This is a genomic window from Butyrivibrio sp. VCB2006 (genome assembly GCF_000420945.1).
Classification (GTDB): Bacteria; Bacillota; Clostridia; order Lachnospirales; family Lachnospiraceae; genus Butyrivibrio.
Genome location: NZ_ATVX01000004.1, coordinates 212,981 through 225,038 on the forward strand (window position 1 = coordinate 212,981; position 12,058 = coordinate 225,038).

At 40.4% G+C, this 12,058-nt stretch carries 13 protein-coding genes; all 13 read right to left on the bottom strand.

Going from position 1 to position 12,058, the window contains the following annotated elements:
• Position 1: 1 nt before the first annotated feature.
• On the bottom strand, positions 2 to 832 hold the full coding sequence (locus tag G613_RS0105215; RefSeq protein ID WP_029231651.1) for a class B sortase: 831 nt from the start codon (positions 830 to 832) through the stop codon (positions 2 to 4).
• Positions 829 to 1,587 (bottom strand): YveK family protein, encoded by a 759-nt coding sequence (locus G613_RS0105220; RefSeq protein WP_029231652.1) that lies wholly within the window; start codon positions 1,585 to 1,587, stop codon positions 829 to 831. Before G613_RS0105220 ends, G613_RS0105215 begins: the two co-directional genes overlap by 4 nt.
• Before the next feature lie 400 nt (positions 1,588 to 1,987).
• On the bottom strand, positions 1,988 to 4,165 hold the full coding sequence (locus G613_RS0105225) for an ATP-binding cassette domain-containing protein (RefSeq protein ID WP_029231653.1): 2,178 nt from the start codon (positions 4,163 to 4,165) through the stop codon (positions 1,988 to 1,990).
• 13 nt (positions 4,166 to 4,178) lie between these two features.
• Positions 4,179 to 6,356 carry an NHLP family bacteriocin export ABC transporter peptidase/permease/ATPase subunit gene (locus tag G613_RS0105230; protein ID WP_196805036.1) on the bottom strand — a complete coding sequence of 726 codons (2,178 nt, stop codon included), beginning with the start codon at positions 6,354 to 6,356 and terminating at the stop codon, positions 4,179 to 4,181.
• Between the two features lie 19 nt (positions 6,357 to 6,375).
• On the bottom strand, positions 6,376 to 6,792 hold the full coding sequence (locus G613_RS0105235) for a hypothetical protein (protein ID WP_029231655.1): 417 nt from the start codon (positions 6,790 to 6,792) through the stop codon (positions 6,376 to 6,378).
• Positions 6,793 to 6,798: 6 nt separating this feature from the next.
• A complete protein-coding gene (locus G613_RS0105240) occupies positions 6,799 to 7,422 on the bottom strand; it encodes a hypothetical protein (RefSeq protein ID WP_029231656.1) in 624 nt (207 codons plus the stop codon).
• 41 nt (positions 7,423 to 7,463) lie between these two features.
• On the bottom strand, positions 7,464 to 7,763 hold the full coding sequence (locus G613_RS0105245) for an STAS domain-containing protein (RefSeq protein ID WP_029231657.1): 300 nt from the start codon (positions 7,761 to 7,763) through the stop codon (positions 7,464 to 7,466).
• Positions 7,764 to 7,861: 98 nt separating this feature from the next.
• Entirely contained in the window at positions 7,862 to 8,230 is a 369-nt protein-coding gene (locus tag G613_RS0105250; RefSeq protein WP_029231658.1) for a hypothetical protein, read from the bottom strand.
• Between the two features lie 22 nt (positions 8,231 to 8,252).
• Positions 8,253 to 8,729, bottom strand: a complete 477-nt coding sequence (locus tag G613_RS0105255; RefSeq protein WP_029231659.1) for a hypothetical protein — start codon at positions 8,727 to 8,729, stop codon at positions 8,253 to 8,255.
• Between the two features lie 20 nt (positions 8,730 to 8,749).
• On the bottom strand, positions 8,750 to 9,154 hold the full coding sequence (locus G613_RS0105260; RefSeq protein ID WP_029231660.1) for an ATP-binding protein: 405 nt from the start codon (positions 9,152 to 9,154) through the stop codon (positions 8,750 to 8,752).
• Positions 9,155 to 9,278: 124 nt separating this feature from the next.
• A complete protein-coding gene (locus tag G613_RS0105265; RefSeq protein ID WP_196805037.1) occupies positions 9,279 to 9,467 on the bottom strand; it encodes a hypothetical protein in 189 nt (62 codons plus the stop codon).
• Between the two features lie 47 nt (positions 9,468 to 9,514).
• Positions 9,515 to 9,739 (bottom strand): hypothetical protein, encoded by a 225-nt coding sequence (locus tag G613_RS0105270; RefSeq protein WP_029231662.1) that lies wholly within the window; start codon positions 9,737 to 9,739, stop codon positions 9,515 to 9,517.
• A gap of 146 nt (positions 9,740 to 9,885) precedes the next feature.
• Complete coding sequence (locus G613_RS18500) at positions 9,886 to 11,997, bottom strand: SpoIIE family protein phosphatase (RefSeq protein WP_029231663.1); 2,112 nt, start codon at positions 11,995 to 11,997, stop codon at positions 9,886 to 9,888.
• Positions 11,998 to 12,058: the final 61 nt, after the last annotated feature.

Consider the following 12,058-nt stretch of genomic DNA (forward strand, 5'->3'; position numbering starts at 1 on the left):
TTCAAACATCCACCCCATCGATTTGTTTTAAAACCGCTACGACAAGGAATCTATTACTGCGAAGCTTCTTGTCACAAGTACTTAATACAATAATCTTGTTAGCATCCGTAACCTTTTCATCGTTTAAGATAATGCTTCGCTTTTTTACAATATCCGTTTCTAGTGACTTAACAAAAGCTGTTCTGTCTGCCTTCTTGGTGTCATCGAAATAATATGGTATATATGCATCACTGTACATGACCGCAGCAAAAATCTTATAAGTCATTACATGATCAACAGTAGTTACTGTTATTTCCCTATGGTCTTTTAAAAACTTGCTATCCTCAAATTTATGAAGCCCTGCAAACATGGAACCATCATTCATATTGTGGCCATATACAACAGTGATGTTATCTTGAAAAGAATTCGAATCACATATTTCTATATATGGACACCCATGAGAAGATTTCAGTCCCTCCGGGCCATGGCTCAGATAATAAAGGTCATCTGTTGGGTGCTGTGCTATGGGATAATCAATTAAAGTTCCCGGAACTGTAATCCAGGCAGCAATATCAGGATTAGCCTTCTGCAAACCTTCTACATCAAGAGAAGTTTTGTAAGCACTGGCATTATCTTTGGTAACAGTTCCCGATGAAACCTTTGTCGTAACCGTTGAATCATTCTCAGCAATATACTCCTTAGCATTTTTTTCAGTGCTATAAGCAATGCTGGCAAGTTCTTCCATCTCTTTTTTACTGTTTCTGGAATCAGTAACTGCATAACTACCAATTCCAACACCAACAACTAAAACAAGTGTAGTTAAGAAAAATATATATTTTTTTCTGCTGCTCATGTTTTTCTCTTCTTTTCTTTTTTCTTTTTAGAGGATTTTGATTCATGACCTTCTGAAATACTCTTTTCGTATGGAACTGCAGCAAGTGTTCCAAGTCCAAGGTATTTTCTAACATCATCCTCATTGTTCACTGACATATCACTAAAATAAAATACAAGAATTACAGCAATAGCAAAAATACAACCACAAGCTCCACCTAAAACGGTATTCTTTACTTTGCTTGGGCTTACAGGATTAGGCGATGTAACTGCTTCTTCTACAGAAGAAGGCTTATCAGTGTTAGTTACCTCTGCAACTCGTGCAGCAAGATTCTCTGCCATACTATTTGCTATATCACATGCGAGTTGTGGATCCTGATTTTTAACAGTAATCTTAAGGATTCTTGAATCTGTTGGATTCTCCACTGTAATGGTTTTAAGAAGTGATTCATAATCAGTATCCAACTTAAGATCAGAAATAACTTTTTCTAAAACAGGTCTACTTTTTCCCAAAATTTCAAAATCCACAGTCAGCTGTTTGCCTAGCTGAAGATCTATTGCAGATGTAAGGGTAGTAGTTTTAGAAAAAATATAAATCATAGAAGAAGATTGATATAAAGGCTTAATTAAAAATATCGTGCATAATAATGCAACAGCTGCCCCTGCCAATCCACAGGCAAGTATCACCCATATTTTTCTCCAAAGTACAAAGAACAATTCAATAAGGTCTATATCTTCTTCCTCTTCGAATACGCTAACAACGCTATTTTCAGACATACTTTTTTCTCCAATTCAAAATTTCAACATCCTAATGATAATATGAAAATTAATATTTTCAAGTGATAATTTATAGTTTTTTTATAATTTGTTTATTCTTATTTTCTTTTTTCTGTATATATATTCATCACTTTTTTGTAAATATTGATATTATTTCGTATTTGTAGTCCCATTATCACAGCATTGTTTATGTTTTTTAGCCAATTATATTTATACAATTTCACCACAGTAAAATCTTAAATTTTCCCATAATTAAGCCTAAAAGCTAACACTTTACAGTAACAAAAAAGAGTCATCTAACAGTTTTTCGAACTATTAGATGACTCAATATTGTATTTTTTTACAAATATAGTTGTGAAAACCATATTATAGTCTGACAATTAGCGTTAAAGTTTTTAAATTATAGCTGTTGTCTCTTAACAAGCTCTGCAAAATGTCCATTTCTGGAGATCAAATCCTCATATTTGCCCTCTTCTACTATCCTTCCGTCATCAATAACAAGAATCCTGTCGCAGTTCTTAATAGTAGAAAGTCTGTGGGCTATAACAATCCTGGTACATTTAAGCTTATCCAGTGACTCCGATACCTTCTTTTGAGTGATGTTATCAAGAGCACTTGTAGCCTCGTCCAGCATGAGAATCTTGGGCTTTGGAGCGACAGCTCTTGCAATCATAATGCGCTGCTTCTGTCCTCCGGAAATACCGCCCTGACCTTCCGATACATAAGTATTCATACCCATAGGCATATCTCTGATATCGTCGGCTATACCTGCAATTTCAGCGGCCTCCCAGGCATCATCCACAGTCAGAAGCGGATTTGTTATTACTATATTTGAATACAGGTCACCCTGGAAAAGAGCTCCGTTCTGAGTGACGGTTCCAATCTTCCTACGTAGGCTCGTCATATCAATCTTGGAGGTATCTCTTCCATCGTAATAGATTGCACCTTTGTTTGGCTTTTCAAAACCAAGAAGGAGTCTAAGGAGCGTACTCTTTCCGCAGCCGGTCTTACCTACAATTGCTACATATTCGCCAGCCTTGATTCTAGTGGATATTCCCTTCAATATCTCAGGGCCGTTATCATCATACTTAAACCATATATTGGAAAGTTCAATGTTTCCGGTTACCTTATTAACAACAACCTTTCCTTCGCTGGACTCAGGAATCTCGTTAAGAATCGGCTCTGCCAGTTTGAGGATTGGCTTTATATTGGCAGTCTGAAGAGCCACAGATGAAATAGCAGCAAAGGCACCGCTTAGAAGTCCGAAGGCTGTGCTAAATGCCATGTACTCTGATTCGGTGACACCGGTATTTACAGCGACAATATAAACTACCATAGTTCCGATAAGGCTTATGGCCATATTTATAGTCTTGTTAAGCTTTATTATAGTAGGCGGACTGTAGAGTAGATTTGCGCTCTTATTATAGGAATTTGCCCATTTTGCAAAAGCTCTTTTCTCAGCTCCTGCAAGCTTAATCTTCTGAATGCCATTAATGAAGGCATAGGTCACGCCATCTTCTTTGGCTGAATGCTGCAATATTTTCTGAGTAAGACCTGCCTGAATAAAAATAGTAATAATAGAAAATACAAGTGAAAACAAACTTATCACCAGCGCCGGCACAACTAGCCCCGGAGCAAACGTCCTGATTTCCAGAAGGTATATAAGTGAAAATACCAGTGTTATCGGAGATGTAACAAGGTTACTTATTATAAGGTCGCATAGCTCCGTGACAGAGTTTATCCTTGAAGACAATTCTCCGGAGGAATACTGCCTAAAGAATACGGCCGGAAGATTAAGAACCCTGTTCATTACCGCCGACTCTACGCTTATTCCTGTTTTTATCTCTATTCGTTCCATGTACAAATCAGCGCAGGCCGTTATCAGCAAAAGAGAAAACTCAAGAGCCACCATAAATACAGCAGTTCCAATCAGCATCGTAAAGCTCTTTGTCTCAACCACAAATCCCGAAACGAATTCCACCAAAGCCGTAGTGATAAGGCCTATAAAGGTAACAAAAAGCATAAGAAGCGCATAGCCTATCACGTCTGATAAATCAATACAGCTATGCATATATACTATAAGATCATGAATCCCCAGTTTCTTATTAGGGAGGGGCTTATAAAAGCAGACCACCTCAGATGTTATATCCTTAATATTCTGCCTGTTTATCTTTACCTTTTTTCCCAGCTTATAATCATAGTAGTAATAGCCCTTATAACAGCTTGGCAAAAGAGCTACTACTGAGCCATCGGACTTTAACCTTGCAATCATGGGTCCATAGGCCTCTTTTATCCATTCATGATCAAGGGTTGCTTCCCGGTACATAATGCCGTAAGGACGCAAAATGGCTGCGATATCCAGATTCTCAGAAAGTTCGTTAAAAGAATCTGCATTTGGTTTAAAGCCGAAGTATTTAATTATCTCTTCGATGGCAGCTTTGGTAACTATACGACTGTCATTTATTTCCTTGGCAGCTTTCACACCAATAACAGAAGAAGCCATGCCAAAGATAGCATCTTCGAAAACATCCTGATCAGTCTTTATTCTCTGCCTAATCTGTTCATCAAACCAGCCCACTTACAAACCTCTTTTACTCATTAGTAACAAGTTCTTTATAGTAACTACCCTTTTCCATCAACTCTTCATGCGTCCCCTGCTCTACAATAACGCCATTATCAAGAACTATAATATTGTCACAGTCCCTTATTGTTGAAAGCCTGTGAGCAATAACAATGCAGGTGATACCTCTTTTCTTGATTGCTTCAATAACTTTCATCTCCGTTACTGCATCCAAAGCACTGGTTGCCTCATCCAATATGATGATAGATGGATCCTGGGCCAGTACTCTTGCTATTTCAAGACGCTGTTTCTGTCCACCGGAGAAATTTCCTCCGTTTTCTGCAACATGGGCTTTATAGCCTTCGCTTCTTTCAATAATCTCATCGTGTATTCCGGCATCTCTTGCTGCCAAAATAACCTCAAAATCCTCAATGCTGTTGTCCCAAAGCTTGATGTTCTGGTCAATGGTATCCTCGAAAAGAGTGATATCCTGGTCTACTACCGCAACTGATCCGGTGAAAACATTTCTGTCTATTTCCTTCAATGTCTTATCCCCGAACAAAATCTCGCCGCTCCAGGGCTTATAAAGACCTGAAAGGAGCTTGGCAAAGGTACTCTTACCGCAGCCTGATGCACCTACTATGGCAACCTTGCTGCCCTCTTTTATATCCAGATTGAAGTTCTCAATTACTGGCTTAGCCAGTCTGCTATAGCCAAAGGTCACGTCCTTAATATGGATATCTCCCCTTAGCTTTTCATATTCTTCATTCTCACCTATTCTGGCCACATCAAAGATTTCATCGTCAGGATACTGCATTACGTCCTCATACCTTTCCATCTTGGAACGCATTTCCTCGATGGCCTGGCCGGCACCGATAATTCCCATGGCCGGTGCTGTGAAATAATTCAGGTACATCTGGAAGCTAAGGACCATACCAAGTGTAAACTGTCCCTTCATAACAAGGCCAACGCCTATGATGAGCACCAGGTATCCTGCTATGGTGTTAATAAAATTCGGAATACTTCCAAGCCAGATATTTATATGAGAATACTCTATCTTTTCTTTATTAACTGCTGCCTGATAGCCTGCCCACTTCTTAAAAAATCCCGCTTCTGCTCCGCTACTTTTGATGGTTTCAATCATCATAACTCCGGAGAGTGTTGTGGATTCAAGCTTTGCAGCATCACGAAGACTCAGCCTTGTGATATTAAGTCTCTTTTGCGAAATAATTTTTCCAAGGAAGCTGTTGATAAGTATTGTGGCAATACCAATCAAAGTCAGGACCGGGCTGTACCTTATCATGAACACAAGGTAAAAGACCATCATGACCACATTAAGAAGAAGCGGAGCTACCGTATCTACCAGGGTCTTAGAAATCTGAGAGTTTTTTCTCTGCAGAATATCTCCCGATAACCTCTGGCTAAAAAAGTTCATGGGAAGATGAAGTACCTTCCATATATAGGTACTGTTAGTCAGAATTGAAAGCTTACCGTCGATTTTAAGAGAATAGATTTCAGATATGGCACTACTTATGATATTCAGCGCTGTGACAAATGCCAGCAGCACAATGAACGGCATTAGAAGTTCCCTATTTTCGCCAGTCAGTAACCTGTCCATAAAGAACCTGCTAAATGCCGGATTTAGCGTATTAAAAAGATATGCTACAAAAGTTGAGAATAATACAAAGACAATTGCTAAAGATGCGCCTTTAAGTCTTAAGCGCACATAATCGATTGTCCGAAGCTTCTTGCCGCTTGGTTCAAAGTTCTCACCCGGTTCGAAGCACAGGACAATTCCTGTAAAACCTTCATCAAACTCCTTCATAGACATCTTAACGGTGCCTCTTGCAGGATCGTTGATGTAGGCATATCCATTCTTGAATCCGTTTAATACAACAAAATGGTTAAACTCCCAATGTATTATGCACGGAAAAGAGCCGCTTTTAACCAGGTTTTCCGGTTCAAAGCGGTATCCACTGGCCGTAAGCCCGTAGGCTCTGGCGGCTTGTAATATGTTTTTGGCATTGGAGCCATCTCTGGATACCCCGCAGTCATATCTAACCTTTTCAAGGGGTATCCACTTTCCGTAATAGGCAAGGATCATGTCCAGACATGCAGCTCCGCACTCCAGAGCTTCCATCTGCATCACAACAGGGACCTTAACCATTTTCCCCACGGAAGGCTTCTTTAATGTAGCTTTGGCGTTCATGTACGCCACCTCAGTTTCTTTAGTTAAAGAGCATACTTATTATTTTGGTCTGCCTAAAGCTTGCCTTAGCTTCATATTCTCCGTCCGGAAAATCAGTATGAGAAATGGTAATGGTCTCCCCTTTATCATTCTTGCCCACACTGTCTATCGGCAGACTCACACCACCAACAATCACATCCATATCATCTCTGACATAGGAGGCAGTCTTATCATCCCGGTAAGTAACGGTCAAAACGCCATTCTTAACCATTCCATCACCATAGGCATAGCTGTCAATGGTCATGAAATAGCTCCAGATATAGAGCCCCAGAATGCATACCATGGTTCCCATAAGGATAACCCACATGGACGGTGTAGTCACTCGAAGATATTCACTGAGATTCTCCGGTGAAGATAACTTCTGCACGCTCTTTTCTCTAAATAATTTGTTGTTCATAGACTTTTATCTTCCGGCCAGATCTGCCTTGATGGTAAGTTCTACCTGATCCATCTTGACCCCGACAACAACATCCTTTGCAACACTTGCCACAATGGACTTCTCAAGTTCATCCCATGCATGTCCGGCTGCAATATCATCTACTCTTGCCTCGTCCAGAGCATCTCTGTACTGATCAAGACTCCAAACAAACATTGAATCTGATGGATTTCCACCAAGCGCAGCATAGTCAACATAGCCACCGCCATAAACCTGCTGCAGCTTCATAATGTTCTCATAGTTCAAAATTCCGTTTTCAATAATCTCACCGATCTTGCCCATGAAGCCCTTTGCCAGAGCATTTTCTCCGGATTTTGAAACAGAAAGAAGTTCTTTCTTCTTGTCCACATCCATCTCTGTCTTGGCCACAAGCTTGATCTCGCATGAATTGCCCTCTTTTTCCATCCACAAAAGAGCATGATAATCTCCTGTCATTGCTCCGAGCATTCCAAGAGTCTCTTCCATAAGAAGTCTCATGTGAAGAGTATCCTTAGGTCCCAGCTCAAAATCATCCAGGTAATTATCAATCTTTCCAAGCGCATCATAAAGCTTGAAATTCTTGTTAGTAATCAGCATCTTTTCAGATTCCATAATAAATCTCCCCGCATATTTTATTTAATTGTACCGACACATTACTCGATAGTAAGAATGTCAGAAAAACCGGTAACCTCAAAGATTTCCTTAACTTCTTCTGTTGCGTTTCTTACAACCATGGTGCCCTGCTTGTTCATTGTCTTCTGTGCAGACAAAAGAACACGAAGTCCTGCAGATGAAATGTACTCGAGCTTAGCAAGATCAAATACAAGATTTTCAACGCCGCCAAGGCTAGCTGTGAGCTGAGTCTCAAGATCCGGAGCTGTCATTGTATCAAGTCTTCCTTCAAGGCTGATATTAAGATCTTTTTCTGCTAATGTTTTTGTAATGTTTAACATGTGTTTTCCCTCCTGTAGCACTGTTAATAATTATATTATATAACATATTTTAGATGACTTAAAACCGTAAGCCCCTAAAATACTATATAATTCGCAATTTATTCATTCTCCATTCCGTATTCTTCCGGATATGGCTCAATTCCAAAGGCGTATCGTACCTGTTTTTCTATCTCTTCATCACTTAGAACAGCGGAAAAGGCATCGATATCCTCCATCGCACCCACATCTGCGAACTTCTCGTCATCAATACAACTGATAACTATATATGGGATGGTGCCCTCATCAAACTCCATGAGTCCTGTACGATAGTAATTTCCCTCATATAAAAATGCTCTTCTCTGGTCGAACTTTGCACGATTCTTGGCATTTATGTCAAGTGGTTTGGCACCGTATTTTTCAAATATAGACTCCACATATAAAAGCCTTTGCTCCAAATATTCAGGTGTCAGTTCATTTGTATTTTCCATCAAAAGAGCTCCTTAATAACTGTCACTTTGATTCTTCCAGTTTCCTGATTCGCTCTGCTTCTTCCAAAATCTTGTCAGTCCAGTGTTCGTCAGGCTCGCAGATTCTCAAAACCTTAAATCCATAAGTCTTGCCATTTGCTATGATGGCATCCTCATCATCTATATGTAGCGATATGTGATAATGGCTTGGCATCTTCTGCGGAAGTGTGATAGCCCTATCCTTCTGCACCTCGGCCTTATGTCTGTAGCCATTTACTATGTCATCAAAATGAATTCCATATCTTCTAAACAATGACCTGATGTACACATCCGTGCGAAAAGAGGAAGTGTATACCCATACTTCAAAGCCTCGCCTTTGAAGCTCATTTATCAAATATACAGTTCCTTTTCTGAGTCTTTCCGGAAACATTCTGTTTAGAGGAAATCTCAGCTCCGGTTCCGTCTCCATATAGTCAGGGCTGACAAACAGAACCTCGTCCAGGTCAAAGGACACTCTCATTTCGTAAACCTCGATAATGATCAGATCTTTTTGATCAATGTCAGGATATTTTTTCCATCCTCGTATTTGTACTGCACATCATCCATGCTCTTTTTGACCATAAAAATTCCAAGTCCGCCAATTCCGCGTTCCTCCGCAGATAAGGTAATATCTGGATCGTCCTTGGCAAGCGGATCATAGGGAACGCCACTATCTATGAAGGTTATGGAAACCGTGCCCTCTTCCACCTTATCAAAGATAATCTCTGCGTTTCCTGTCTTGTCACCATAAGCATAGCTTGCAATATTAATATAAATCTCCTCCACCGCAACGTTTATCTGCATCATGGCTTTCATAGGGCAACCAATTTTCTCAAGGTTTTCCTCGATAAACGCATTTACCTGCAGCAAGTTTTCTTTTGTCGCTTCCAAAAACAGTTTTTCCATTGTTTTTCCCTTATCAGCATGCGAAGATGACACTTGCAGATATTTTCGCCTGCAAGTGTCAGACTTTAGCTTTCATCTCTACTACTTAACTTATCCCTTTTCAATTATGCCCCCAAGATTTATGTCATATTTGCGATACGTTACCGCACTCTTTGCACTTTCCTCGTGATCCGGAATACACTATAAATGTTGTATTCTTATTGCAAAACGGGCAGTGTGCTGTTGTTGTACGTTCAGCGTCATTTGCGTTTTCTTTTCCCCGTCTTGTAGCTCCAACGCCACCGGTTACATTTTCAAGATCTTTATCATTCATAATATTCATCTCTTCCATAGGCAACACCTCTAATAAAAAGGTCTCTATTACTTGTACTTTGCAAGGAACTTAACTGCAGAAGGCTTGTATTCAGCAGCTTCCCAGTCATCGAATATTTCAGCTCTCATATTTCCTGTATAGCCTTTTTTCTCCATTCCAAGGCCATCCCAGGCTGCCTCAAACTCTTCCTTTTTAGTAGTAAAGATGGCTTTTTCATCCGAATGAGCTTTGGTCCCACCAACTACCATCTCGAGATCTCTTTCATCCATCATGATCTTCGTACCTCCTGTCTTGAAATTCTTTATATGTATTTATACGAAGCTGATTCTCCTATGGCAAAAATATTACACAACAATTATACGTTATATTTGTCAGTCAATTTCTTAAATTATTCTAATTTTTTATCTAAATTAGAGCCTTACTTATACTCAAAGCACAGCATTGTAAGGTCATCAAACTGCTCAGCATCTCCCACAAAGGCATTTACATCTTCCCGAACGCTGCTAAGTATCTGCTCCGGAGAAGCACTGCTGACCTTGTTAAGAGCCGCTATCATGCGTTCAGTTCCATACATCTTAACCTGGGCATTGGTAGCTTCCGGAACTCCATCCGTGTACAGAAACAGTTTGTCGCCGTGGCCAAGAGTAATCTCATACTCCTTGTACTTAATGCCTTCCATTCCGCCAATTACAAAGCCGTGTTTGTCCTTGTATAGTTCAAACTCTCCACCGGCACGCATAATCGCAGGGTACTCATGTCCTGCGTTGGCACAGGATAACTTACCAGTAGAAATCTCCAAAATTCCAAACCATACCGTCACAAACATTTCCGTCTGATTATCGTAAGTAAGAGCCTCATTGGTCTTATTTAAAGTTTCAGCAGCGGATTTACCCAGCATCGCGCAGCTCTGAAGAATGATCTTGGATGCCATCATGAAAAGAGCTGCCGGAATTCCCTTACCGGAAACATCTGCCATAACCAGTCCCAGATGATCTTCATCTATAAGGAAGAAATCATAGAAATCGCCGCCTACTTCTCTGGCAGGATCCATAATTGCATATAAATCAAACTCATTCCTATCCGGGAAAGGAGGAAAATTGTGTGGAAGCATACTTGCCTGAATCTGCGTTGCAAGATTAAGTTCGGCTCCGATTCTCTCTTTTTCCGCTGTAGCAGTCTGAATATCACTTATGTACTGCTTCATTCTGTCAGTCATCATGCCAAAACTGGTTGCCAGCTCCTGAACTTCATCTCCGGTGCTCTCATTCCACTGAAAGTCCAGTTGATCTCCTTCAAGCTTATGAACCTTCTCCGTTAAAAGAGCTATTGGCTTAACAATCTGTTTGCTTAGTATATTTGAAGTAATAACCGCAATGATTGCCAGGACAATGATTGTTGCCAGTAGCATTATCATTGCGTATGCCATCAATTTCTGTATCTGCGCACTTTCAGAGTTTCTGCTATCCTGTAAAGCTGACATAAGGCTATCGGAGGGTTCCAGTACAGTTTTTTCGGGAATAATAGAGATAAGAGACCAGCCAACTTTTTCTATCGGAGAATATGCAAGATAGCAGCTTTCCCCGTCTATAGTTATAAGCTCTAACCCGCTTTCTCCCTCTGTTGCCTTTTGGGCTAGAGATACCAGGTCTTTATCAGCGGAATCATTAAGATCCGTCTGGTTCTTAAGCTGTCCTTCATCCATGGAGGAAAAAATGATCTTGCCGTATCTGTCTATGATACAGGAACTACCTTCATCACTGATCCTGGCATTCATCATCATATCCTCAACGCCTTCAAGATATATGCCGGCTCCCGCTATGGCCACCAGCTCTTTTCCCTTATAAACCGGGGCTCCACACATAATAGCCAGTTTGCCTGTGTCGTAGTCCTGTTGAATATCGGTAAAAGTTGGCTCTCTGGAAGCCTTGGTGTCTATATACCAGGGTCTTGTCCGAGGATCCAGATAAACGTAGTTTCCGTCTTTATCCCACCTCTCCGGTATGACATTTCCTGCTAAAAGAACTATGCCGGTCTCCGTTCCTATATAAGAAGCTCCAAGTTCAGAATACTGACTGTACATGGAAACCAGCACCCATTGGAGATTCCCTATCATTGATAGTTCAGCCTGTATATCCTCATCCTCAGGATCAACGCCCTCAGCATAAACAAACTGTCCCATCATTGTTCCAATATCCGATTTATCCGGTATAACCACAGTGGCTTTTCCATATTTATCCGGGTTTGTGTAAATATCTGTAGCTGACTGAGCTACCATAGATATAGTGCCTTGGAAATCTCCAAACATTTCATCCAGCACATAGGCACATCCAAGAGTTGTAGTCTGAAGGCGTTCAGTTATCTGATCCCGCATTGCCTTATCAGAGTACTCTTCCACCTGACTGCCTGTCTTTTCAGAATTGTTTATGGTGATATCTCTGATGCCAAGTAGCAGCCTTAGAGTTACCACTCCAAATAGAATCAAAAGAATTGAAGAAATGGCCAGCATTATCTTCATTATTTTTTTCTTCATTAAATAGTCCCCTCATACCATTTAAGCAGAAACACATATGTTATCTATAATTTTATCGAAT